Source organism: Streptomyces griseiscabiei (assembly GCF_020010925.1).
Lineage (GTDB): Bacteria > Actinomycetota > Actinomycetes > Streptomycetales > Streptomycetaceae > Streptomyces > Streptomyces griseiscabiei.
Window position 1 is genome coordinate 1735862 of sequence record NZ_JAGJBZ010000001.1, and the last position, 24347, is coordinate 1760208.

The 24347-nt window shown below is 69.7% G+C and carries 22 protein-coding genes; 4 read left to right on the forward strand and 18 right to left on the reverse strand.

The window, feature by feature from the left end; genetic code table 11:
* Window positions 1-86: 86 nt before the first annotated feature.
* From J8M51_RS07555 to J8M51_RS07595, 9 genes are all read right to left on the reverse strand, one after another.
* Window positions 87-1019 (reverse strand): carbohydrate ABC transporter permease, encoded by a 933-nt coding sequence (locus J8M51_RS07555; RefSeq protein ID WP_086756781.1) that lies wholly within the window; start codon window positions 1017-1019, stop codon window positions 87-89.
* Window positions 1016-1867: a carbohydrate ABC transporter permease gene (locus J8M51_RS07560; protein ID WP_086756779.1), complete on the reverse strand. Its 852-nt coding sequence runs from the start codon at window positions 1865-1867 to the stop codon at window positions 1016-1018. Before J8M51_RS07560 ends, J8M51_RS07555 begins: the two co-directional genes overlap by 4 nt.
* A 53-nt stretch (window positions 1868-1920) precedes the next feature.
* Window positions 1921-3099, reverse strand: coding sequence for an extracellular solute-binding protein (locus tag J8M51_RS07565; protein ID WP_179203152.1), 1179 nt, complete (start codon window positions 3097-3099; stop codon window positions 1921-1923).
* 946 nt (window positions 3100-4045) lie between these two features.
* Window positions 4046-5551, reverse strand: coding sequence for a UvrD-helicase domain-containing protein (locus J8M51_RS07570; RefSeq protein ID WP_086756996.1), 1506 nt, complete (start codon window positions 5549-5551; stop codon window positions 4046-4048).
* A 10-nt stretch (window positions 5552-5561) separates the two neighbouring features.
* The gene (locus J8M51_RS07575; RefSeq protein WP_086756997.1) at window positions 5562-6071 is read right to left on the reverse strand and encodes a hypothetical protein; all 510 of its coding nucleotides are present in this window, start codon (window positions 6069-6071) and stop codon (window positions 5562-5564) included.
* On the reverse strand, window positions 6068-7024 hold the full coding sequence (locus J8M51_RS07580) for a DUF6083 domain-containing protein (protein WP_317852975.1): 957 nt from the start codon (window positions 7022-7024) through the stop codon (window positions 6068-6070). The genes J8M51_RS07575 and J8M51_RS07580 overlap by 4 nt, the downstream gene beginning before the upstream one ends.
* Window positions 7025-7111: 87 nt before the next feature.
* Complete coding sequence (locus J8M51_RS07585; RefSeq protein WP_086756999.1) at window positions 7112-7375, reverse strand: helix-turn-helix transcriptional regulator; 264 nt, start codon at window positions 7373-7375, stop codon at window positions 7112-7114.
* 1606 nt (window positions 7376-8981) lie between these two features.
* Window positions 8982-9536 (reverse strand): ImmA/IrrE family metallo-endopeptidase, encoded by a 555-nt coding sequence (locus J8M51_RS07590; protein WP_086757002.1) that lies wholly within the window; start codon window positions 9534-9536, stop codon window positions 8982-8984.
* An 11-nt stretch (window positions 9537-9547) separates the two neighbouring features.
* Window positions 9548-9919 carry a helix-turn-helix domain-containing protein gene (locus J8M51_RS07595; protein WP_086757004.1) on the reverse strand — a complete coding sequence of 124 codons (372 nt, stop codon included), beginning with the start codon at window positions 9917-9919 and terminating at the stop codon, window positions 9548-9550.
* Window positions 9920-10060: 141 nt separating this feature from the next.
* On the opposite strand from J8M51_RS07595, the gene J8M51_RS07600 reads away from it, so the two are divergent.
* The 3 genes from J8M51_RS07600 (at window position 10061) to J8M51_RS07610 (ending at window position 12286) form a co-directional block, all read left to right on the forward strand.
* Window positions 10061-10222 carry a hypothetical protein gene (locus J8M51_RS07600; protein ID WP_179203165.1) on the forward strand — a complete coding sequence of 54 codons (162 nt, stop codon included), beginning with the start codon at window positions 10061-10063 and terminating at the stop codon, window positions 10220-10222.
* A 61-nt stretch (window positions 10223-10283) separates the two neighbouring features.
* On the forward strand, window positions 10284-11309 hold the full coding sequence (locus tag J8M51_RS07605; protein ID WP_086757006.1) for a hypothetical protein: 1026 nt from the start codon (window positions 10284-10286) through the stop codon (window positions 11307-11309).
* Window positions 11310-11779: 470 nt separating this feature from the next.
* Window positions 11780-12286 carry a hypothetical protein gene (locus tag J8M51_RS07610; RefSeq protein WP_086757007.1) on the forward strand — a complete coding sequence of 169 codons (507 nt, stop codon included), beginning with the start codon at window positions 11780-11782 and terminating at the stop codon, window positions 12284-12286.
* A gap of 68 nt (window positions 12287-12354) precedes the next feature.
* Here J8M51_RS07610 and J8M51_RS07615 read toward each other — a convergent pair whose 3' ends face one another.
* Together J8M51_RS07615 and J8M51_RS07620 are read right to left on the reverse strand one after the other, a co-directional pair.
* A complete protein-coding gene (locus J8M51_RS07615) occupies window positions 12355-13533 on the reverse strand; it encodes an acyl-CoA dehydrogenase family protein (protein ID WP_086757009.1) in 1179 nt (392 codons plus the stop codon).
* 116 nt (window positions 13534-13649) lie between these two features.
* A complete protein-coding gene (locus J8M51_RS07620; protein ID WP_256965030.1) occupies window positions 13650-14075 on the reverse strand; it encodes a ferredoxin in 426 nt (141 codons plus the stop codon).
* 156 nt (window positions 14076-14231) lie between these two features.
* On the opposite strand from J8M51_RS07620, the gene J8M51_RS07625 reads away from it, so the two are divergent.
* Entirely contained in the window at window positions 14232-14594 is a 363-nt protein-coding gene (locus J8M51_RS07625) for a DUF6479 family protein (RefSeq protein WP_086757011.1), read from the forward strand.
* A gap of 94 nt (window positions 14595-14688) precedes the next feature.
* Here the strand turns inward: J8M51_RS07625 and J8M51_RS07630 are convergent, their stop codons facing one another.
* From J8M51_RS07630 to J8M51_RS07660, 7 genes are all read right to left on the reverse strand, one after another.
* Entirely contained in the window at window positions 14689-15879 is a 1191-nt protein-coding gene (locus J8M51_RS07630) for a 4-hydroxybenzoate 3-monooxygenase (RefSeq protein WP_086757013.1), read from the reverse strand.
* A gap of 140 nt (window positions 15880-16019) precedes the next feature.
* Window positions 16020-17210, reverse strand: a complete 1191-nt coding sequence (locus J8M51_RS07635; protein WP_086757014.1) for a type III PLP-dependent enzyme — start codon at window positions 17208-17210, stop codon at window positions 16020-16022.
* A gap of 53 nt (window positions 17211-17263) precedes the next feature.
* Window positions 17264-19018 carry an IucA/IucC family protein gene (locus J8M51_RS07640; protein ID WP_267299049.1) on the reverse strand — a complete coding sequence of 585 codons (1755 nt, stop codon included), beginning with the start codon at window positions 19016-19018 and terminating at the stop codon, window positions 17264-17266.
* Complete coding sequence (locus J8M51_RS07645; RefSeq protein ID WP_267299050.1) at window positions 19019-20221, reverse strand: MFS transporter; 1203 nt, start codon at window positions 20219-20221, stop codon at window positions 19019-19021. It lies immediately after the preceding gene.
* Entirely contained in the window at window positions 20218-22026 is a 1809-nt protein-coding gene (locus J8M51_RS07650; protein ID WP_398855710.1) for an IucA/IucC family protein, read from the reverse strand. Before J8M51_RS07650 ends, J8M51_RS07645 begins: the two co-directional genes overlap by 4 nt.
* Complete coding sequence (locus J8M51_RS07655) at window positions 22023-23222, reverse strand: ATP-grasp domain-containing protein (RefSeq protein WP_267299051.1); 1200 nt, start codon at window positions 23220-23222, stop codon at window positions 22023-22025. Before J8M51_RS07655 ends, J8M51_RS07650 begins: the two co-directional genes overlap by 4 nt.
* Window positions 23223-23316: 94 nt before the next feature.
* Window positions 23317-24333 carry an ABC transporter substrate-binding protein gene (locus tag J8M51_RS07660; RefSeq protein ID WP_086763999.1) on the reverse strand — a complete coding sequence of 339 codons (1017 nt, stop codon included), beginning with the start codon at window positions 24331-24333 and terminating at the stop codon, window positions 23317-23319.
* Between the last annotated feature and the right edge of the window lie 14 nt (window positions 24334-24347).

Below are 24347 nucleotides of genomic sequence, written 5' to 3' on the forward strand. Positions count from 1 at the left end.
GGGGCGCGCGGGGTGTGCGTGGGCATGCCGACGGGACCGGGCGCGCTGCCGGCCGTCGCGCGAAGCGAACCGCCCTACAAAGTGGGCTACTTGGAGAAACCGGCGGTGAGGCCGGCGACGAGCTGGCGGCGGGCGAGGATGAACAGCGCGAGCATCGGCAGGGTGGAGAGCACCACCGCGGCCATCGTGGCCGGTACGTCGATGCCGAACTGCCCCCGGTAGAGGGTCAGCGCCAGTGGCAGTACGGCTTTGTCGCCGCTCTGGGTGAGGATGAGCGGGAAGAGGAAGCCGTTCCAGACCTGCAGCCCGTCGTAGACGGCGACCGTCATCAGCGCCGGGCGCGCCAGCGGCGCCGCGAGCGAGATGAGCATGCGCCAGTCACCGGCGCCGTCCACGATCATCGCCTCGAACAGGGAGCGCGGCACGTCGCGCAGGAGGCTCACCAGGATCATCACGGTGATCGGCAGCGCGAACGCCGCCGAGGGCAGAACGATCGCGAGCAGGCTGTCGTACAGGTTCATTCTGATGATCAGCAGGTACACCGGGATGATCACCGCCTGCAGGGGGATCGCCAGTCCCAGCAGGTACAGCCGGAAGGACACGCGGGAAAGCTTGCTTCCGGCGTTGCGGACGATCGCGAACGAAGCCATGAGGGCGACGACGACAGCGATCACGACCGTCGCCGCGGTGACGATGACACTGTTGAGCAGGTAAGTCGTGAAGTCGCCTGCCAGGACGGTCCGGTAGTTGTCGAGCGTGGGGTGGCCGGGCAGGGCCAGTGGGCTGTCGGCGGTGAAGTCGGCACGGCTGCGCAGGCTGGTGATCACCAGCCAGTACACGGGTATGACGACCAACGCCGCCCACAAGAGCGTGGCGCTGCCTGTCAGGGCACGCCACAGCGCGCCGACGGCCGTGATCCGACGGAATCCGGGCCGCGGGGCCGCTACCGGGCGCTCGACGGCACCTTCCCGGTCATTGCCGGTACGGGGATCGCGGGTCTTGGTGACGATGGTGCTCACATGCCCTCCTGCTGGCTGTCCATCCGGGTGAAGCCGGACAAGCGGGTGGTCAGCAGCGACAGGCCGAGGCCGAAGACCACCAGGAGGGCGGCGACGGCGCTGGCCCGGCCCATGTCATGGGCCTGGAATCCGGTGATGTACATGGAAAGAGGAAGGACGCGGGTGGCGGTGCCCGGGCCGCCGGTGCCGCCGGACAGGACGAAGATCAGGTCGAAGTAGGTCAGCGAGCCGACGAGCATGAGCGTGCTGGACGTGACCATCGTGTACTTCAGCTGCGGAAGCGTGATGCGCCGGAACCGGGTCGCCGGCCCGGCGCCGTCAAGGGCGGCGGCCTCGTACAGGACAGTCGGGATCTGCCGTATGCCGGCCTGATAGAGCAGGGCGTGGAACGGCACGAACTGCCACGCGATCACGAAGATCACGGTGTACAGGGCCAGGTCCGGAGAGCCCAGCAGCGGCTTCGCCAGCCAGTGCAGTCCGGGCGTGGCGCCGATGCCGAAGGACGGGTCGAGCAGCGCCTGCCAGGTCAGGCCGATCGCCACGGCGGACAGCAGCAACGGGAGGAAGAACAGTACGGCGAACAGGGCGCGCAGCCTCCCGCGGGGCGCCTGGAAGATGCCGAGTACCAGGGCGACGGGCGTCTGGACCAGCCAGCTGATCACCATCACCTTGAGGGTGAGCCACAGCGCCTGCCAGGTGGCACCGTCGGTCAGGACAGCGCTCCAGTTGCCGACGCCCGCCCAGCCGACGGAGCCCAGGCCGTCCCAGCGGGCAAGACTGAGCGCCACGACGCCCACGAGGGGGACGAGGCCGAACAGGCCGAACAGGAGCAGTGCGGGAGCAGCCATGAGGAGGCCGCTGGAGCGGCGGCCTCTCCCACGGCCGGCTCGAAGAGCGGTGGTCACGATGTCGCCTTGCTCATGTTCGTGCCGAACTCGGCGGGCGGGATCTGGCGCAGGAACGATTTGTCGGTGTTGGTCAGCAGCGGGTCGGCCTGGTCTGACGGCAGCGCCTGGTCCCAGGAGAGCTGGAAGCTCGGCGCGTTCTGCACCAGGCCGTAGACGAACGTGAGCCACGCCTTGTCGGATGACGACTTCACCGTCGCCAGCTTCGACTCCAGGCCATTGACCGGCGGCACACTGCCGGCGGCGAGGTAGGCGTCGACCTGGGAGTCGTTCAGAACGTAGTCGTTGAAGTACGTCAGCGCGGCCGACTTGTTCTTGGTGGCCGAGTTCAGCGACAGGAAGTTCGAGGGGTTGCCGACGATGCTGTCCACCTTGCCGGCGCCGCCGGGCAGCGTCGGGAAGGCGGTGTAGCCCAGGTCGCCCTTCTTCAGGAAGTCCGGCGCGGCCTTGGCGATGTTGGCGTACTCCCAGGTGCCCATCACCTCCATCGCCGCCGTGCCCGTGTAGAGCAGCGCCGTGGAGGCGCCCTGGTCGTAGCTGACGGAGGAAGCGTTGTCGCCGAAGGCGCCGGCCTTCGACAGGTCCTGCAGGTACTGGTTGGCCTGGGTGACCGAGGGGTCCTTCCAGGCCGAGGCGTCACCGGAGGCGATCTTCGTGAAGACGTCGGAGCCGCCCTGGCGGTCCAGCAGGTACTCCACGTACATCAGCGTCGGCCACTTGGAGTTCGCCGCGAGCGACATCGGCACAACGTCCTTCGCCTTCAACTTCTTCACGACCGCCAGCAGATCGGCGTACGTCTTCGGGGGCTCGACGCCCGCGTCGGCCAGCACCTTTTTGTTGTAGTACAGGACGACAGGGGCGAGACCGTTGGCGGGCACACCATAAACTTTGCCGTCGAAGGTGGCACTCTGCATGACACTGGGGGTGAACCGGTCGGCCTTCACGTCCGACGCCCTCAGCGTGTCGACCTTGCCCGCCTTGACGTAGTCGTTCAGCGCGCCGCCGCCCCAGCTGAAGAAGATGTCCGGAGCCTGGTTCGCACCGAAGGCGACGCGCAGCTTCTGCTTGTAGTCGTCGTTGGCGAACAGCCTCAGGGTGATCTTCTCGTCCGGGTGGTCGTTGTTGTAGGCGTCGACGGACTCCTTCAGGATCGTCTGGTCGTTGAGCGCCCACATCGTTAGGCCCTTCGCCGACGAGGTCGTGGACGGCCCCGACGTCCCGCATGCGGCGAGGCCCAGGGCCGCCGACGCGGTGACCGCAAACGCAACGGCGCCTCGAATTATGGGAGTTTCGAGAATTCCGCTGACAGGGATTCCCCGCATGGTGTGCCTCTCTTCTCTCGGCATGCCATTGGCATGGGTGAGGCAGGCGAACCGGAAACCGTCACGAAAAGGTTTCGGATGCCCCACCGAGGGTGGCCTGCCTGCTGACCGGCACCCTGACACGACTCTCACACCGGGGACAAGGACGGGAATTCCTCGGTTACGAAACACTTTCGCGCACCGCGCGGAAATGCCGAGAAGGACGACCGCCCGCCAGTGAGCGGAGCCTCCAAGGGGGCACCGTCCGGCGGGACGTGCGGACGTATTCCGCCGTCTTGGCACGTGCCCCAACCGGCTCGGCCTAGAAGGCGGCGTCATCCACTTCCCGCCGCTTGGGCCGAGCCGCCCCACGCACCCAGATCAACGATCCATAGTGATCCAACCACCTCGAAGATCATTTTGTTGGGAGTGCGTATCCGAGCGCTTGGCCGCCGCCTGCGGCCACGGTCGGCGGATTGTCGCAATGCGGTAGCAACGTGCGGGCTTCAGCGTGCCGGGCAGTGTTGGCTGGTGCCACCGTCCGGCCGGGAGTACGACCGGTCGCCACAGGGCCTGACCACTACCGCCGCCGGGCAGCCGCCCCGGACAAAAACGATCCGGACCATTCCCGGGCCAACGACACAGATCAGTTCCCTTGGCCGCTATGTCCGCAGGTCAGCGATGCGATACCGCTGTACGACCAGCAGACGAAGAATCTGCTGGCACTCCAGTGTCAGGTCGACGCCGCCAACGAGCTCGTCGTGCTACCGGACGCCAGCAGGAGAGTCTCGCTACCTGGGGGTAGTCATGGGCCGACTGGTTACTGGGGGCAGTGCTGTGGGCTGCGTTCCGCAACCCCAATGGGACTTGAGGCCGCGGGATGTGTGTTGATCCAGGACAATCCGCCTAGGTCGAGTCGGCGGCGTGCGCGCGTGACGGCGACGTATGCGAGGCGGGCGTCGGTGTCGTTGACAGGTTCCGGGATGGGATGGCCCTCGGCGTCGTGTTGGTCGGTGTCTTTGGGGGGTGGGAAGTCGTCGCCGATCCGGACGGTTGGCCATTCACGCCCTTTGGCCTTATGGGCTGTGGACACGGTGACGTCGGCTTGGTCCTCGTCGGTGAGTTCGTCGACTGCGGCCAGGATGGCGTCGGGGCCGTGCGTGTCGACGAGGTCGACGAAGGGCTGGAGGTCGCCGCCCGCCGGATCATAGGTCGCGTAGTCCTGCACTTCGCCCCAGGAGGCGAAGAGGACGAGTTCGGGGTGGCTGGTGCGGCGTCCATCCTTGAGGTCGCGAGCCGCGAGCGCCAGCGAGGCGAGCGTGTGCCCGCCGCGAGCCAGGGCGACGCGGCGTCCCTCGGAGAGGAGGCGCATGACTTCGGCCATGGCGCCGATGTTGGTGCGGCACAGCACTGCGTCTGGGTTGGGCACGTCTCCGACCTCGGTGGGGATGGTCTCGCTTCCGGTCAGGCGGATGGGTGCCTCGGCGAGTTCGAGCCAGCGGTTGGCTTGTTCGGCGAGGAGGGGGCCGAAGCGAAAGGAGCGGGTCAGAGTGAGGGCGGTGGCGTCGAAGTCGGTCATCACGTCGCGGGCGCCGCGCCAGCCGTAAATGGCCTGGGCCGAGTCGCCGACCATGACGAGTTGGGCGTGGCCGCGCTGGGCGGCGAAGACCTGTTCCAGGACGGGGTTGGTGTCCTGGGCTTCGTCGAGGAAGAGGAAGTCCGCTTCGATCTTGGGCTGGGTCAGGGCCCACATCTTCAGGTAGTGGTCGTGTTGGAAGCGGACCGCACCGTGGTCGAATGTCTGCAGGTCGGCCCAGGCCTTAGCCGCGAACGGTAGTACCTCGTCGACGAGTTGGGCGTGCTCGGCACGTGTTGCCAGGCGTCGAAGGTGCGGCACATGGTGGCGGGCCAGGGCGCGGTCTGCGGAGTAGCAGAAGCCTGTCACGGCGCGTAGCACCGCGTGGGAGAGCGTCCTGTGGCTGATCTCGTGATCCCCGATGCGGATGGGCCGGATGATACCAAGGGCCTGGCCGGTCTTCCAGGCGGGCTGACGGGGGCCGTTGAGTCGGCCCGCGTAGCGGTGGCCGAGTGCTGCGTACGCGGTCGCGTGGGCGGTCTTGCACATCACCGTTCGGGGAAAGCGTGTGGCGGCGTCGCGAGCAATGTCCTTGTTGAAGGCGAGGTAACAGCCGCGTCGTTTGGTGCCGGCGGCGAGCATCGCGAGGGTGCTGGTCTTGCCGGTACCGGCCCCCGCCTGCAGAACGAGATGCTGCCCTGCTCGGAAGGTGTCGGCGGCTTGGACCTGCTCATCGGTCGGGGTAGGCACAAAAGACTCCTCAGGAAGGGGTGGAGCAGGACCGGCTGCGGCCGCTGAGCAGGTGGTTGTCATGACGGAGGAGAGTGCCCGCTGCGCAGGCCAGCAGTTCTTCCGGGGTGTGCTGGGCCAGCAGCCCTTCGAACCGGGTCATCAGCCGGCGGACGCGCGCTTCTTTGTGCTGTGCGACAGCGTCGATGACGGCCTGCCTCAGGAAGTCCCGGGGCCGTTGCCCGCAGGCTTCCGCAGCTTGGCGGATGGTGGTGCGGGCGGTGTGGCTGAGAGCGAAGTTCAGCAGGACACAGCCCTGTCGGTCCGGGTAATGGGTGGTCAGGACATCGATGGGCAGGACGCCGTTGAGTCGATGCCGAAGGGCTCGCAGTGCACGCCCAGGAGTCCTGGCGCGCTGCAGGGTCAGCAGTCGGGTGCCGTCGCTGTTGCCGGCCAGAGCCACGACACGACGCGCACGGCGCAATTCGCAGTCGGTGGCAGGCCGGGTCAGGGTGATCTCGATCGCGTGGTGCGCGGTCATGGTTGCGTCGCCTTCCTGCCCCGGCCGGCAGGAGCCTGCCGTCGGGTGAGTGTCGGGAGCCGGGTGTGGATGTGCTCGTGGTGGATGAGCGGGTCGAAGAGCTCCCACTCGGTTACCGCCACATCGGCGGCTGTGGGAATGGCGGCGTGCTCGGGGCAGCGTTGGGCCCTCCAGCGCAGTTGTTCGGCATAGGCCAGGCCGGTGAGCGCGTAGACGGCCAGGACTGCTCCAGCCAGAGGAAGTTGACCGTGCCGCGTGGCGAGGGGCACGAGAGTCCAGACACCTGCCTGGGTCTCGGGCGTGAGCAGGGGACGTGCGCAGCGGTGGCGGCGTCGGGTCTGGGCGACGCACTGGATCTCGTCCACCGGGTGGTTGGCGAGGTAGCGGATGTACAGGAGTTGGACGACGGGACGGCCCGGCCGACAAGTGTCCATCGGTGAGGCTTCTGTGGTCGGCGGGATGGAACGAGGAACGAAGGCGCCGCTGTCGATCAGGCGGCGGGTGTTGACCGCCAGAGCGCGGCGCAGTCCTGCCAGTTCGGGCACAGCTGGAAGAGCGTGACGGGCAGGGCACACCATGGCGTGCGGCAGGCGGCACCAACTGCTGCCGTCACCCGCCGGATGAGCGACGCCGCTGCTGACGTGCCATTGACAGGTAGCGGGCACCCTCTCGGCAGGCAGCTCGTGAGGGTGCAGGCGGATAGGCCGCTCGTTCGTGCGGTGGTACCACTCGATTCGGTTGCCGCAGTCCCGGCAGCGGTCACTCTGACCGCAACGCAGTAGACGACTGGCGCTGTCGTGGCTTACACGTAGAGAACGCCTCGCACGAACATGGACGAGGCTGCCGTCGCAACGGCGAAGAGAAGGGGGCATGGAGCGCATGCGGGCGAACTTGTCAGCTGACACGCCGTCCAAGGGGTACCCGTACCGTAGGTGTCCCTCGAAGTGCCGCATCGGGTGAGACTGGTTTTCGAAAATGCGATCGCGCGTTCACTTGGGTTCACCCGTTCGGGCGGTTGGTGAAGGCCGTCCCGAAAGCGGTCAGCCGTCGATCTTCTCGGGAGGCTCGTGCCCGTTACACAGGGTGGCGAAGAGCTCGTCGAGCGGGGTGCTCAGGGCGTGCGCGAGGGCGTGCCAGGTTTTCAGCGTACCGATCGTTCGGCCCTGCTCAATCTCGATGAGAGTCCGCCTGGCAAGGCCACTACGGTCGGCGAGCTGGTCATAGCTCCATCCTCGGGCCGCCCGCAGGCGTGCGAGCTCCAGGCGGAGTGCCTCGAAGTCCGGATCGGGTGGAAAGATCGTCACCCGACCATCCGACGGTGCAGATACCTGCCCTGTCAGTGCAGACCTCTGCCCTATTTCCCCAGGTCGCGGCACGGGCGCGAGGGCAGAGGTCTGCACTACCGTGTGCGGCCGTCGCTCTCTCCTGAGCGGACAACGGTGCGGAGGCAGGATTGGGAGGAGCACGCCCTATGAGGCTTTGCACAACACGCCCGGCAACGCGGCGTGCCTGGACGGTGGAGCTGCGGCCAGGCTCTAGCGGGCCGCAGCTTGTGTGTCAGCAGTGCGACCACCGGGGCGTGTTGCCCGCTGCCGTGTCCGCGCGCTCCGCAGCGCTCGAACATCTGGCCGGCCATGCCCGGCGCGACTCCCTGCCGTCATACCTACGCACCTGCCAGTGCCACGAGCGAGGTTGCCGCTGGCACCCCCGTCACCGCGGCTGCGCCGGCCCCGTCCATCTGCTTCTCGCCCGCGAGCGGAGCGGACGGCTCTGGCGACTCGCCGATGCCTGTGCGGCCTGCGCGTCCGTGACGGCACAGGCCGCCGTCGTTCCGGAAACCTTGCTCCCTGCGCCCGCGGCATCGTCGGACGCCGCCACGCATCGTCGCAAACGACGACCGAAGGGGCCGGGCGACCAGATCCGAGTGCGGGAGATGCTCAGCTACTTGGCCTCAGCCCTGCCCAGCCACACCGGGGCTGCAGCCAGGCTGCTCGCCGTGCAGTGCGCACTGCGCATGGACTCCGAAGGGAGGACCCGGATGCCGCCTGGGCTCCTACGCAGCCTTCACCTTGGCCGCAGCCCGCTCCCGTGGAGCGAGTTGGAGCAGGCGCAGTGGCTCCGCAGAACGCCGGCTACCCCGGGCTCTGCCGACCGGGCAGTGGGCGCCCAGATCCTCGACGGCGGGCTGTTTGTTCAGCGTCCCGCACGTCCAGACCGCAGGAGCGCTGCCGACTGGGCACTACGTATGGCGAGAGGTGGCCGCGTGGGCCCCGGCGACCCGTCTCTGCGGCTGACCGCCCTCTGCCTCGCGACGCACACCGACTCCTCAACCGGTCGCGGGTGTGCCGACATGGACCGGATCGCGCACGAGTGTGGACTCGCTCCTGAAGCTTTGTTCCTTGCGCTCGACGAATTGACGACATTCCTCGCCTCCTGGGGCTTGGCCCTCGTCTCAGGAGATCTGCACTGGGAGCTGGGCAGTCAGAATCAGCGGGCGGCCAGCCCACCTGACGCTCTCGCGAATCCCGAGAGCTGAGGCGATCGACCCGGGAATCGACCCGCTACATCCCAGCAGAGCGGTCACCGAACGCCTCGCGGAGATCGGCGCCCTCAACTCCCTCTACGCCGGACGCCTCACGCCCCGCGGCCTGCTGGTGCAGATCGCCGAACTCCACCAGGCCTCGCGCACCAGATCCGTGAGCAAAGGCCAACTGCCTATCGACATGAACGTCGTGTGTCCAGGGGAGCCACCCTCGATCGTTCCCGGAAGCCGGGATCCCTCGCGGCCTGACAGGTGAAGCCCGAAGCTGGAGACCTCTCATGGAGGCTGGGGGCCTCCCCCTTTGGGCGATCGGACTCGCCAATCGTCGAACCCGCGACTTGCACCTCCTGAGGCCCGACGAAGCACCTTCAGCTGGCTGATCGAACCCTGCGGCCGCTGGCGCCACTCTTATTCATACGCCAGGTCAACATCTGCCTGCTGACGCCGTACCGAAGCATCGCCGCCTCAGGACTGAGCCCTCTTCTGGCGATGGACCACGCTGCCTCGTTGGTGATCAGCAGGTTGCCGGCCAGCCAGTCCGCTTCTTCTTCGATCTCTCCGTCCCAGTGCCGACAACCGCGGACATCGAGCGCCGGACCAGGCGGATGCATCAGGAGCGCATGGGCGATTTCGTGGTCGGCCGAGCTGTTTTGACGCCCCGACTCGTGGGAGTCGTTCACCCAGATCTGTCGCCGTGTCCCTGCATGCACAGTGAGTGCGCTCACGGCTTCCTGCTCGGTGGTGAGAAGTCGCTCGATCCGAGCGTCGTCCGCTATCGCGGAGCTGAATGTCTTGACCGGGATCGCCAAGTGTTCAGCGAGCCGTGCAGGCGCAAGCGGCGAGGCAGGGTGCAGCCCCAACTCTCTCCGCATCTGTACCGCCAGGCGGTTGGCTTCGGCCTTGAAGCCGTGACGCAACGACATAGGGAGCTCCCCTACTCCGGCTGATCAGTCACCAACTGTTTGTAGGCGACGGCGATCAGGGCTTCGAGAGCTTCCGCAGCCTCAGGCGTGAGGTTGCGGTCGCCCCGCAGATGCGTAGCCACCTTGGTCAGCGTGTCCTGACTACGCGGCTCATCGGTCCGGCGAACAAAGTCGTCCGCGCTCAGGTTCGCCCAGGTGACAAGGGCTGCAAGTCCGTCCACGTCCGGCCTGCGCCCCTGGGCCAGCCGCGTCAAAGTCGATGCGCTGACGCCTGCTTCCTGAGCTACGTCCTTCCAGAGAAGACCTCGCTCCTGACGCGTGTGGTCCAGGGCCGTGTGAAACGCGACCGCGTCAAACCGTCCTGCTGCATTCCGCTCGCTCATGATCTCCTCCTCTCACCCGCATACTTCCACATCAGGTACCACTTGCGAAAGTCGAATTGAGACCCTACCCTTCCAATTGCAAGATCGATAGCAGTACCGATCTCGCAATCAGATAGTTCTCCGATGAATGGTGGTGGCGTCATGGCTACGAACACCGGCAGGGGCTTCCGACGCGGCAGCGTCTCCCGACGGAGTCAGGTGCTCAATCCCCGGACCGGCACGTGGACGAAGCGCGGCGACAAGGGCCGCTTCATGGGAGGGAAGGCAGGCGGCGCGTTCAAGGGCGTCCGCCGCGAGAAGTAGCAGGTCTCGTGCTGGTGGGAGACGTCCCCCTCGTCTCCCACCAGCGGGCAAGGAGGTATCGATGGTTCGCAAAGAATCCCTTGCGCAGCTCCTCGACGAAGGACGCCGCAAGATCCAGGTGACTGACGAGGAACTCGACGAGGCCAAGCGCCGACGACGACTCCTGGCTGCGTCCGCACGCCGGGTTTTCCCCGGATCTACCACCTACTTCAACGGCAGCGTCGCGCACGGCGATGCGAACACGCCCCTGACCGACGTCGACCTCGGGGTCGTCCTCACCAAGAAGGACGCCGAGCCGTACGGTCCGGGCAAGAAGAGCGCCCTGGCCCTCATGGAGATCGCCCGTGAGGCGATCCATGAAGACCTCGACGCGGAGTTCCCGAAGCTGACCGTAGAGGTCGCGGGCCGCCGCCGTGCCGTCCTCGTGCGCTTCGGCGACCCTGTCACGCAGGGCCAGGACGACTTCACCGCGGACGTCATGACCGCGCTCCCGCACCCCTCGGACCGTGGGCTGTACATCCCGAACACGAAGATCGCGGACCAGTGGGACCGCGCCGACCCGATCACGCACACCCAGATGGTGCTCAAGGCCATCACGGACACGAAGGTCGTGTTCGCCCGTACGGTCCGGCTGCTGAAGCACTGGAACTGCACGCACAGCAAGCCCATGTGCTCCTGGAACATCAAGGCCCTCTGCCTCGGGTGCCTCGACGAGCCCATGCCGCTGATCAACGCGCTCCAGGTCTTCTTCACCTACGCGGCGGACGAGATCGACAAGGGCCCGACACCAGACCCGGCGCGCGTGGCCGGCCCCATTCCCCTGAACATGACGCGCCGCGAGGTCCACAAGCGGCTGTGCACCGCACGTGACTACGTCGATCTCGCGATCGAGCACGAAACAGCCGGACGCGCGCTCAGTGCCCAGCACGCCCTCCACCAGGTCCTCCCCGAACTCGTCCCAGACGCGGACGCCACGCAGGAGGAAGCAGCCCGACTGACATCGACAGTCCGCTCGGGCGGTACGGCCGCCACCGGCCTCGGACTCGCCGTCGGACTCGTCACGCCCACCCGGGCCTGGGGAAACTGAGCCATGCCGATCTGGTACGGGGCCCAGCCTGTCTGGTGGGCCCCACTCGAACGCGACGCTCGGCGGCGCTTCGGCTCCGCCCTCCGGCATACGTACCGCCCTGGCTCACTGACATACGAACTCACGGGACTCGACGTCATCGGCGAGCACGAACCGATCGACGTAGGCATCACGTTCTACGAAAACCCGCTCTACCCGACCTTTGGCCAGAAGCCTCAGGATTTCCCGCGCGTACACGCCAAACCGGGGGCACCCTCGAAGCACCGGTACTCGGGCGACGACGCCCTCTGTCTCTGGCACCCGCTCGATTCGGAAGAGCGACGGTGGACGAGTTCGAAGGGACTCCTGGACCTCATCGAGATTGTTCGCACACACTTGTTCCTCGAACACTACTGGCGGCTCACCGGTGGTGAGCACGACGGTCAGTGGCTGATTGAGGACGCCCCGCACAGCATGCCGGGGAGTGGTGCATGGAGGTCATCGCGGCGACAGCGGCGACGAGCGGCGGGTGGACCTGGTCTCAGACCACCGCGCTGATCGTCCCATTCATCGCCGTGTTCGGCGCCTTCCTCACGTACGCCCTCAACCAGCGGGCGGCGAGACGGGAGCACCAGGCGAAGACGTTCGCCGAAGCCCTGACAGCGGTCGAGGAGTACCTGGAGATGCCGTACCGCATACGGCGCCGTCCGGAGTCCTCGGCCTCCATGCGACAGCAGCTCACAGACGAGGTGAGCAGTCTGCTGGCGCGCATGGCGTTCCACCAGGCATGGCTCCAGATCGAAGCGTCCTCCGTCGCAGGGCCGTACTCGAATCTCGTCGCCACCGCCCGCGCGGAAGCCGGCGCACAGATGAGTCTCGCCTGGCAGCAGCCGCCCATCAGGACCGACGAGGGGATGAACCTCGGCGCGGCCTACCCCCGTGACCGATCAACAGCCGCCCGCGCGGCATGCATTGAAGTAATGCGCCGTCACCTCTGAGAAGGGGCGGTGATCTTGGTGCCAACTATCCCTCTTTTGTGCCAACTATAAATCCTCGTCACATCGGGCTAGCGCCGCACTCGGGGCATCCCCAGGCCGATCCACGAGATGATCTCGCGCTGGATCTCGTTGTTGCCGCCGCCGAAGGTGAAGATGACGGCCGAGCGGTAGCCGCGTTCGAGTTCGCCGTGGAGGACCGCGCCCGCGGAGCCCTCCTTGAGGGCGCCGGCGGTGGCGACGATCTCCATCAGCCAGGCGTAGGCGTCGCGGCGGGCCTCGGAGCCGTAGACCTTGACGGCGGAGGCGTCCTGCGGGGTGAGGGTGCCCTCCTGGAGGGCGCTGACCATGCGCCAGTTGAGGAGTTTGAGGGCGTCGAGCCGGGTGTGGGTCTGGGCGAGGCGGCGGCGGACCCAGGGCAGGTCGATGACGCGGCGGCCGTCGGCGAGTTTGGTCTCCATGGCCCAGCGCTGGACGTTGTGCAGCGAGCGGATGGCCATGGTGCCGTGGGCGGCGAGGGTGACGCGTTCGTGGTTGAGCTGGTTGGTGATCAGCCGCCAGCCCTTGTTCTCCTCGCCGACGCGGCGGGAGACGGGGACGCGGATGTTCTCGTAGTAGCTGGCGGTGGTGTCGTGGGAGGCGAGGGTGTTGATGAGGGTGCAGGAGTAGCCGGGTTCCGTGGTCGGGACGAGGAGCATGGTGATGCCCTTGTGGGGCGGGGCGTCCGGGTCGGTGCGGGTCGCCAGCCAGACCCAGTCGGCCGTGTCGCCGTTGGTGGTCCAGATCTTCTGGCCGTTGACGACGTACTCGTCGCCGTCGCGCACCGCTCGGGTCTTGAGGGAGGCCAGGTCCGTGCCGGCGTCCGGCTCGCTGTAGCCGATGGCGAAGTCCAGCTCGCCGGAGAGGATGCGCGGCAGGAAGTACGCCTTCTGCTCCTCGGTGCCGAACTGCATGATCGTCGGGCCGACGGTGTTGAGCGCCATCAGCGGCAGCGGGACGCCCGCCTGGGCGGCCTCGTCGAAGAAGACGAACTGCTCGATGGCGGTCAGGCCGCGTCCGCCGTACTCCTCGGGCCAGCCCACACCGAGCCAGCCGTCGGCGCCGAGGCGGCGGATGGTCGCGCGGTAGAAGCGCTTCTGCGCCGCCGGGTCGGTGTGCCGGGTGTAGGCACCGTCCGGGACCAACTCGGCGAAGTAGGCGCGCAGTTCGGTGCGCAGCCGCTGCTGCTCGGGCGTGTATTCGAGGTGCACGGCGCCTCCAGGCTCCCCAAGGCCGACCTGACGGCGCACACGCTAGAACGTGTTCCAGTAATTGGGAACAGCCGCGGAGGAACGGAGGGGAGCGGCGCCCGCACCCGCACCCGGGTTCAGCGCAGGGTGGCGAGGAAGTCCGTGCAGGCCCGGGCGCACGCGCGGCAGGCCTCGGCACCGTCCTCGGCGCCGGGAGAGGCGTCGAAGGCGCGGGCGCACTCCAGGGCCACGGTGCGGCACCACTCCACCTGGAGGCGGATACCGGCCTCGTCGAGGCCCGCCTCCTCGGAGAGCACCCTGCACGTGGCGTCGCACACCTCCGCGCACATGATGCCCTTGCGCCGCATCTGCTCCTGGCTCTCGGGTCCGTCCGGATCGGCGAGGCTCGCCCGCAGCGCGCAGGCCCGCGCGCATTCGGTACAGGCCTGCGCACACGCGAAGCGGTCCTCCAGGAACCGGACGAGCTCCTGCTGGGATGTCGTGGATGTCGTCGTCGAGGTCACCACGGGCGGGTAGCCGGAGGCGATCGGGCCAAACTCCACGGGCGGGATCCGGCGGCCGGCGGGACCGGCCCTCGAAGGCGGTCCGCCGGGTTCCGTTTCCGGCGCGTCCGACAGGGCACCCGGGCACGAGCCGTGACAGCGGACCGGCCCGGACAGGGATCGGTTCACTCGACCGATTGGGGGTATTCATCCCTTATGAACATGGAATGGACTGATATAGCCGCAGAACGTAGCGTGCTGGGCGGTATCGCACCGTTCCTGGCCGGTGTCGTGGTGGTGGCCATGCTGATCGGCGCCCTCTGGCTGGGCGCCCGCGTGCGGGCCCGTGAGCCGCGCCGGCCGCGCCCGGACGAGCAGCCCCGGATTCCCGAGGGCGGGCCCGTCCGCGAGGAGCAGCTGAACCGCGAACCCGACGAGATCCCCAAGAGCGACTACCGGCTGACACCGTACGAGGTGCACGGGAACATGGGCTCCCGCCCCAGCGAGGACAAGGAACGTCCGCGCTGGAGCAAGGGCGGCAGCGGCTCCTTCGGCAGCGGCGGCCTCGGCGCCCACTGACACCGGCCGCCGACACCGTCCACTCCGACCGCCAGGGCCTGTCGTCACATTCCCGCCTGCCCTGCGGGCGACGACGGGAATGTGACGACAGGCCCTAGGACCCGCCGTCCAGCGGCAGCCCCGTGTAGTTCTCCGCCAGCTCGGCCGCGGCGTGACGTGAGGTCGCGACGCGGTCGAGCTGTGAGCGCTGGAGTCTCGTCTCGAACGGCGACTGTTCGGGGTCGGCGTGCAGGGTCGTGGTCATGAACCAGGAGAAGTGCTCGGCCCGCCAGACCCGGCGCAGACAGGTGTCGGAGTAGCCGTCGAGCAGCTCGGTCGAGCCGGTCTCCTTGAGCCGGGCGAAGGCACGGGCCAGCACGATGACGTCGGTGGCGGCCAGATTGAGCCCCTTGGCGCCGGTGGGCGGCACGATGTGGGCGGCGTCGCCGGCCAGGAAGACCCGGCCGTAGCGCATCGGCTCGGTGACATGGCTGCGCATCGGCAGGACCGCCTTGGCGGTGACGGGCCCGCGCCGGAGCCGCCAGTCGGGGTTCCCGGTGAGCGCGAACCGGGCGTCCAGCTCGTCCCAGATCCGCTCGTCGGACCAGTCGGCCGGGTCGGTGCCGTTCAGGACCTGGAGGTAGAGACGGCTCACGGACGGCGACCGCATGCTCGCCAGCGCGAAGCCCCGCTCCGAGTGCGCGTAGATCAGCTCGTCGTAGACCGGCGGCGCGTCGGCGAGGATGCCCAGCCAGGAGTAGGGGTACGTCCGCTCGTACGTCGTGCGCACCCCCTCGGGGACGGCATCCTTGGCCACGCCGTGGAAGCCGTCGCAGCCGACCACGTAGTCGCAGGTCAGCGTCTGCTCGCGGCCCTCGTGGGTGTAGCGGATCGCGGGCCGGTCGGTGTCCGCGCCGTCCACGCCGTGCACCTCGGCCTCGAACAGCAGCGGGCCGCCGTCGGCGAGCTGGAGGGCGATCAGGTCCTTGACGACCTCGGTCTGGGCGTAGACCCACACCCGGCGGCCGCCGGTCAGCTCGGGGAAGTCGACGCGGTGGGCGCGGCCGTCGAAGCGCAGTTCGATGCCGTCGTGCGGGATGCCCTCGGCGTCCAGCCGGGCACCCGCACCCGCGGAGCGCAGTACGTCGACGGTGGCCTGCTCCAGGATTCCGGCGCGCTGACGCTGCTCGACGTAGGCGCGGTCCTTGCGTTCCAGAACCACACTGTCGATTCCCGCGTTGTGCAGCAGACGGGCCAGGAGCAGCCCCGCCGGGCCGCCGCCGATGATGCCGACAGTGGTGTGCATGTGAGTACTCCGACCGTGTTCGCCAGGTGTTCGCCAGGTGAAATTCACTTCACTCTCTTGTGCGCATGAGTCTGCGCCCGCCCGGCCCCCCTGTCAACGGTCACACCCCGAAGAGGGTCGGGCGGGCGAACCGGTTCCGGTCAGTCGAGGAAGTGGAAGCCGGGGCGGGGGTGCATCAGGAAGTCGTGGTGCGAGATGTTCCAGGCGTACGCGCCCGCGAGGGCGAACACCACCCGGTCCCCCGCCCGCAGTCCCGGCGCGCGGGCCGCGCGGGCGAGGAGGTCCTTCGGGGTGCAGAGCTGTCCGGTGAGGCTCAGGTACTCCCCCGCCGCCGCCGGGCGCGGCCAGGGATACGGCCACTCCTCGACCGGCAGGACCGAGCACGGCTGGTCGTGGCCCTTGGTCGCCGGGGTGCGCAGATGGTGGGTGCCGCCCCGGACCACGGCGAACTCCTCGCCGTGGCTGTGCTTCACGTCCAGCACCTCGGTCGCGTACCACCCGCAGTAGGCGGTGAGCGCCCGGCCCGGTTCGATACGCAGCGTCAGTTCCGGGTGGGCCGTGGCGAGTTCGGCGAGGCCTTCGCCGTACGTCTGCCAGTCGAAGCGGCTCTCGGGACGGGTGTAGTCGACGGACATGCCGCCGCCGACGTTCACCTCCGAGAGCGGGACGCCGAGTCCGGTCGCCCACGCCACGATCGAGCGGGCGACGGAGAGCTGTTCGGGCGCGTCGAGGCCGCTCGCCAGGTGGGCGTGGACACCGAGCAGTTCGAGGTGCGGATAGGTGCCGTCCGTGAGGGGGCGGAGCACATCCGGTGCCTGCGCCGGGTCCAGGCCGAACGGGGTGGGCCGGCCGCCCATCGCGAGGGGGACGCCGGCGAGCGAACCGTCCGCCACCGTGAGGTTGAAGCGGAGCAGTACGCCGACCCGGGTGGCCGGCGCGACCTCGCGTGCCAGTTCGCCGAGCATGCGCAGGTCGTGCCCGCTCTCGATGTGGAAGCGCTCGACACCCCGCTCCAGGGCGGCGCGGATCTCGGCCGGGGTCTTGCCGGGGCCGCCGAAGGCGAGCGGGCGGCCCGGGACGGCGCGGGCGACATGGGCGAGTTCGCCGCCGGAGGACACCTCGTAGCCGTCGACGTACGGGCCGAGCGCGGCCAGGATCTCCGGCTCGGGGTTGGCCTTGGCCGCGTAGTACAGCTCGACCCGTTCGGGGAGAGCGGCGCGCACCCGGGCCGCGTGGTCGCGCAGGGCCGTCAGGTCGTAGACGTACGCCGGGAGTTCGGCGGGCGAAAGGGAGAGGACGCGGTCGCGTGCGGCGGGGGTGGGGAGGGTCATCGAGGACTCCTGGCTCGTCGGGCGGCGCCGGGGCGGCACGGGTGTGTGGCGGCTCATCGGGCGCCCCAGCGCAGGACGTCCTCGGCGAGGGGGGAGGACAGACGGACATAGCCCGCCTCGCGGTCGGCCTTGCGCTCCCAGCGGGTGAGGAGATTGGTCTTGGCGGGCAGGGGGACGCCTGCGAGCAGGGCGGAGAGGCGGGGCGGGCAGCCCTCCTCGTCGGCGTAGTCCCGGAGGGTCGCGCGGACGGCCGCCCACAGGTCGGCCTCGGTCTCGGGGTGCAGGTCGGCGAGGGCGGCGAGCAGCTCGGCGACGTGGTTGACGAGCAGGCAGTACACGACCCGGTCCCAGCCGCGCCGGGCGTCGTACGACATCGGTCCGGCGACCTCGGGCGGGAGGGCGGCGAGGGTGTCGGTGTGGTGGTCGGGGACGAGCTTGGCGCCCTCCAGGTCGCGGAAGAGCACCTGGGCGGGCATGCCGTCGCTGTCGACGCAGATCAGGACGTTCTGGAGGTGGGGTTCCAGGACGAGGCCGTGGTCGAAGTAGGCCGACAGGACGGGCGGGAGGAGGAGGCGCAGATAGGCCTTCCACCAGCTCAGGGCGGTCTCGGGGCCCCTCCCGTCGAGGAGGCGGGAGATGTGGGCCGCGCTGGTCGGGTACTCGTCGGCGACGGCGGCGGCGAGCAGCGGGGTGGTGCCGGGCAGCAGCCGCCGGGACAGGCCCTCGCGGACGATCACCCCGAAGCCTTCGAGGAGAGCCCGGTCGGGGGCGCCGTCGGGGCCGGGGACGGCGAGGCTGCGGTAGGCGGGTTCGCGGAGCATCGCGCTGCCGGGGAAGCGGGTCTCCAGGTCGGTCAGGGCGGGGGCGAGGACCCGGGTGAGGGCGACGGCACCGGCGAGTTCGTAACTGGCGTTCTTCCGGAGGCAGTTGGTGATGCGGACGTTGAGGCTGAACTTCAGGAAGGCGTCGCCGTCGAAGAGGGTGCGGACGGAGGCGGTGGCCGCGTACTCCCGGCCGTCGGGACCGAGGTCGAGGATGTCGCCGCGGCCCAGCGCCTCGCGCAGCAGCCGGTGTTCGCGGAGCATCTCGTACTGCCAGGGGTGGGCGGGCAGCAGCCGGTACCCCTCGGGGACGTCGCCGCGTTCCCGGTCGAGCACGGCGGTGGCGCCCGGCTCGGCACTGTCCTCGGTGATCAGGTGGTCGCGGACGGCGAGACAGCGCAGCTGGAAGCGGGCGCCGGCCTCGGGGGCGTACGACTGCCAGGCGTCCGCGTCGCCCGTGCGGGCCTTGGGGGTGGGGTGGAAGCGATGGCCGAAGAGGAGGGACTGCTCGGAGGCGAGGTAGTCCGGGCGCCCGTGCGCCGCGCGGGCTCCGTCGGCGCGGTCCGCGCGGTCGGCGAGCGCGACGGCGAGGGTGCGGTGACTGGAGTCGATCTGGTGCAGGAACTCGTCGTTGCGGACGCCGGTGCGCAGCGACAGTTCGTCGTGGGTGTACTCGGCGAGGCGGCGCCAGTCCAGGGCGCGCCAGCCGGCGTCGGACTGCTCGTGGACGGGACCGGTGAAGCGGTGGGCGCCCAGCAGGGACGTACGGCGCAGCGCCACACGGAGGAGTCGGCCGCGGCGGGGCAGGCGGAGCAGGAGGTGGCCGTCGATGACGGCGGTCTGGCGCTCGGGGCCGGACACCTCTCGCAGCAGGCAGTTGAGGAGGGTGTGGGCGACGGCGTCGTCGGCGGTGGGGAGGGCACCGCCGGTCGTCGCGTCGGCGAGGGGGTGGCGGGTGGTACCGAGCGAGTCGGTGAGCGGGGGCATTCAGTGGCTCCAGCGGGTACGCGGATGTGGGGGCAGGAGGGTCGCGAGGACGGAGAGGGCGGCTATGCCGCCGCCTATCAGCACCGGCGCGGCGGGACCGAACCGGGCACTGCCCGCGGCGGCGGTCACCCCGGCGGCGACGGCGCCCGCCTTGGAGAAGAACTCCAGGGAACCGAACATCCCGCCGGGAGCCCGGCCCCGGGCGCAGTCGGCGGCCAGGACCGACAGGCCGACCATGCCGAGGGTGAGACCGAGGCCGAGCAGCAGCCGTACGGCGACGAGCGCGGGCAGGGTGTCGGCGACACCGTGCCCGGCGAGGCCGAGGGCGATCAGCGCGAAGCCGAGGGCTATGGCGGGCCGGGGGCGTGTCGCCGTCGCCCGGTGGACCGCCATCGCCGTGACCAGGTAGCAGAGGTGCGGCAGGGCGAACAGCAGCCCGGAGAGCGCGGCGGAGGCTCCGGGGAGGCGCTCCTCGACCAGGGAGATCAGATAGGGGAAGGAGATGACGGTGGAGAACACGAAGGCGAACTCCAGTGCGTAGAGCCTGCGCAGAGCGGCCCCGGGGGCGAGGTCGGCCGGGCCCGTCCGCTCCACGTCCGCCGCGTCCGGCGCGGCGGCCTCGGCCGGTTCGGGCAGGGCGGCCAGCAGCAGGGCGGCGGCCAGCGGGAGCAGCGCCAGGAGGGCGTACTGCCGGTGCGGGGACAGCCACGGGGACAGCGCGCCGACGACGATCGGCGCGAGGACGAGGGCGGCCCGTGCGCTGCCCTGCATGAGGGTCAGCGCCTTCGACAGACTCGGCCCTTCCAGGGCGGCGCCCAGATAGCCGTTGGAGGCCGCGAACGTGCCGCCCAGGATGCCCTGGAGCACCAGCGCCGCGGTGAACATGGTGAGCGAGTCGGCCCAGCCCGCCAGGACGAAGGAGACGGCCAGGCCCAACTGGGCCCGCAGCAGCAGCCGTTTTCGTCCGAAGCGGTCGGCGAGCCGCCCCCACAGCGGCGCCGCGAGCGCGCTGAACACCGTGGGCACCACGTACAGGACACCGGCCCAGCGGGCGGTGCGGTCGCCCAGTTCGGGCAGGATCTCCGTGAAGTACGGCGGCAGCCCCAGCGCGGCGAACGAGGCCACGAAGTAGCAGGCGGCCACGGCGTGCACCTGGCGGCGGCCGAAGGCGGGGCGCGGCATCGGGAGCGCCTCGGCGGTCATGCCGAACCACCCTCCCGCAGCAGGTAGTTGGGCCCGGTGGTGTAGTGCTTGTTGATGTCGGCGGCGCCCGACCGCTCCTTGCTCAGCAGGGTCCCGGCGGTCACCATCGCCTTCACCGGCAGTTCGGGCGCGTTCAGCACCCGCTCGCGCAGGACGGCCGCCGCGTCGCCGCCGAGCCGGTCGACGGCTTCGGCGAGCCGGTCCCGTACGAGGTCCAGCAGCTCCGGCAGCGGGGCCCGGCCGTGCCGGGCGAGACCGAACGCGTGGGCACCGGCGCACAGATGGACCGTGATGGTGGTGAGGACGTCGGCCACCGCGCGGTCGTCGGTGGTGAAGGTGCGGGGGTCGTCGAAGCCCCATGTGCCGCCGTCGAAGCCGAACTTGGCGGCGAGCCGTGTGCTGTTGACGCGCGGCCCGTCGTTGTCCTTCAGCAGCAGCCGCAGGTCACCGGGCTCGGGGCCGAGGACCAGGGAGACGTTCTGCTGGTGCGACTCCAGGGCGATGCCGTAGCCGAAGAGGGTGGTCTGCCAGTCGAACAGCAGGGTGAGCACGGCGTCGAACAGAACAGCCGGGTCACCGCCGTGGAAGCGGTCGGCGAGATGGTCGGCGACCAGTCGTCCGCCGGGTGCCTCGGCGAGGAGGGCGGCCAGGGGGACGACCAGGCAGTCGTCGAGATCCGTGGGGTAGCGGCGGCACAGGACGGCGAGGAGTTCGTGTCCGGCGTGCGCGTACACCGTCTCGTCGGCGTGCAGCACCCGGCCCTCGAAGCGGGGCTCACGGGCGGTCACCGCCGCCAGCAGCCGCTGCCCCGCGGCGCCGTCGACCAGGGTGCCGGGCTTGATGGACCGCTTGTTGCGCAGGCCCAAGGTGGCCGTGGCCAGGGGGAGTTTGAGGTGCAGGGAGGGGGCCGCGGCCGGGGCGACCGTACGCATCGACAGGGTCGGGACGACGGAGAGGTACGCCCGGTCGGCGAGCACGGCCCGGTCCGCGAGCCCCGCCTCGCGCAGGGCCGCGTCGAGGGGCGCGCCGATGGTCAACGGGTGCACGGGCAGGGCGACATGGGTGTGGTCGAGGTCCGCGAGACCGAGTCCGGAGGGGGTGGGCCAGCCGTCCGGGAGTTCGCCGCCGACGGTGACGGACCCACGGGGCAGGGCGAGCCACCGGAGGGCGAAGGAGGGATGGAACTCCGGCGCGTAGGAACGCAGTTGGTCCTCATCCAGGCCCGATCTGCCCCGCGCGGTCGGGTACACCGGGTGGTCGAGCCGTGCGGCGAGGGTCTCGAACGCGAGGCCGCCGTGCAGGCCGGTCCAGTCGGCGGGGTCGGCGCCGTGCAGGTCGACGAGCCCGGCGGCGACCTCCTCCCCCGTCGCCTCGTGCAGCCGCATCGTGGCCAGGGTCTGGCGGCACTCCTCGGCGAAGGCGTCGAAACCGTCCCGGTCGGCGGGGTCGGCGAGCGCGCGCAGGGCGGTGAGGACGGACGCGCAGGTGGTGAAGCGGGCGCCGTCCGACTCCCGTACGAGCAGGGGCAGTCGGGCGGTGTACAGGTGCTGGAAGCCGTCCTCGGTGACGGGGAGGAGGAGGGCGCCGTCGGCTCCGTTGTCGTGCGTGGGAAGCCGGAGCCAGGGGCCGTCGGGGTGGTGGCGGAGGGCGCTGCGGGAGCGCAGGCCGACGACGTCCTCGCGGAGGAGGGCGCCGAGGACGCGGGTGAGGAGGTCGGCTTCGGCGGGGTCGATGGGGGCGGTGGATGTGGTGGGGGCAGTGGGCGCGGGGACAGGGCTGGTGGCGGGGATGGTGGTGGCGGTCACGGCTGGATCTCCCAGCGCTGTGCGGCGAGGAAGTCCGCCACCACCCGGTCGACCGTGTCCTGGTCGGCGCCGATGGCCCGGAGGATGCCGAGGTAGTCGCGGTTGGTCCGGTACAGCGGGTGGTGCTCGCCGGGTTCGCGGAGCGGACGGTACGTCAGATGTACGCCGTCGACGGTGAGTTCGGCGGCGGCGGGGGCGGTGACGAGGGTCCCGGCCCGGTCGGCGTACGGATACTCCAGGCGGGCCGCGCCGTCGCGGCGGTGGCCCAGGTCGGCGGGGAGCGGTTCACCGAGGTGGGTGCGGAGGATGTGCTCGAAGAGCGGCAGGTCGAGGAGCCGGGCGAGCAGCAGATCGCACTGGTCGCCGATGGCCCGGTAGTTCACCTCGATGACGCGGGCCCGGCCTTCGTGCACGACGAACTCGGTGTGGCAGGCGCCGAACCCCACGCCCAGCGCGTCGAGTTGGGCGAGGATCTGCGCGACCACCGGCTCGGGGTGGGCCGGGACGAAGGTCAGCCGCTCCTCCACGAAGTACGGCGGCGGGGACAACTCGGTGTGGAAGCCGCCGAGGACGTGCCGGACCCGGCCGTCACCGAGGGTCTCCAGGGTGTACAGCTCGCCCGGCAGATACTCCTCGACGACGAGGGTGGCTCCGGGGCGGCGGTCCAGGATCTCCTTGCCACGGGCGACGAGGTCGTCGGCGGTCGCGACGAGCACGACGTCCTCGCTGGCCACGCCCTCGCGGGGCTTGACGACACAGGGGTACGGGGCGTCGGCGACGCGGGGGCCGGTGAGGTCGGCGGGCATGCCGATCTCGGTGGACCAGACGGTGTCCGCGCCGGCGGCGGCGAGGTGGCGGCGCATCTCGGCCTTGTCCTTGCCGCGCAGGGTGGCCCGCCAGTCCTTGCCGGGGAGGCCGAAGTAGTGGGCGGCGAGGGCGGCCTGGGTCTGGAGGTGGTCGCTGTTGGTGAAGACCGCGTCGGGCCGGTGGTGGGTGGAGATCCGGGTGATGACGGCGTGGTGGTCGCGTACGTCGCAGTCGAGGATCTCGATCGCCGGGTGCTCCGGGTACGCGGCCCGGTGGGCGTGGGGCTGATCGGTGAGGAGTGTGACATCCAGACCGAGCCGGGCGGCGGCGGGCAGGAAGCCTTCCGTGACGGAGTCGGTCGGATTGAGGGCGAGCAGATACAGACGCATGGGGGCGCGCACAACTTCCGCTGGTGGGTGGGGGGTTAAGCGGGGGCGGGGCGGACCCGTCTCGTGGTGGGGCCCGCCCCGGGTACCGCTGGGGTTACTGCTTCGGGAGGTCGACGCCGGTGGCCTTGGCGATGTCGGCGAGCATCTCCTCGGCGGCCTGGACGCCGATGCCGGACATCCAGGTCTCGTCCGGGACCTCGACGACCTTGCCGTCCTTGACGGCGGGCAGGTCCTTCCAGACCGGGTTGGAGGTGACCTGCTTCTGCTGGGTCTTGTCCGGGGTGTCGGCGGTGGTGACGAAGATCAGGTCGGCGTCGGCCTGGTCGATCTCCTCCGGGCTGACGTCCTTCATGGTGACGGCCGGGTCGTCGGAGATCTGCGACTTCGGGCGCTGGAAGCCGACGTCGTCGAGGACGACTCCGCTGTAGGAGTTGGAGGCGTACAGACGGGTCGGGCCGGCGACGAAGCGGACGACGGAGACGGTCGGCAGGGTGCCGTCCTTCTTCTTGACGGCCGCGCCGAGCGCCTCGGCCCGGGTCTCGTACTCCTTCAGCTCGGCCGCGGCCTCGTCCTCCAGGCCCAGTGCCTCGGCGTGGACCTTGAGGTTCTCCTTCCACACACCGCCGGTGGTCTCGGTGAACACGGTCGGGGCGATGGCGCTGAGCTTGTCGTAGACCTTCTCGTGGCGGACCTTGGAGGACAGGATCAGATCGGGCTTCAGGGAGGCGATCTTCTCCAGGTTCGGCTCCAGCAGTGGGCCGACGTCCGTCGTGTTCTTGAGGTCGCCCTCCAGGTACGCCGGGAAGCCGCCCTCCGTCTTGAAGTGCGGGGCGACGGCGCCGACCGGGTCGATGCCGAGCAGGGTGACGTCGTCCAGCTCGCCGGTGTCGAGGACGACGACCTTCTTGGGCTGCGACGGGATCTCGACGTCACCCATCACGGTCTTGAGGGTGCGCGGGAAGGCGGCGCTGTCGGCGCCGGCCTGGGCGGTGTCGCTCCCCTTCGCCGTGTCGGCGTCGCCGCAGGCGGCCAGGAGGCCGGTGCCGAGGACGACGGTGAGAAGCGCGGCGGTGGGTCGGCCGAATCCGCGCAGGGGGGATCGCTTGAGCATGAGGAATGGTCTTT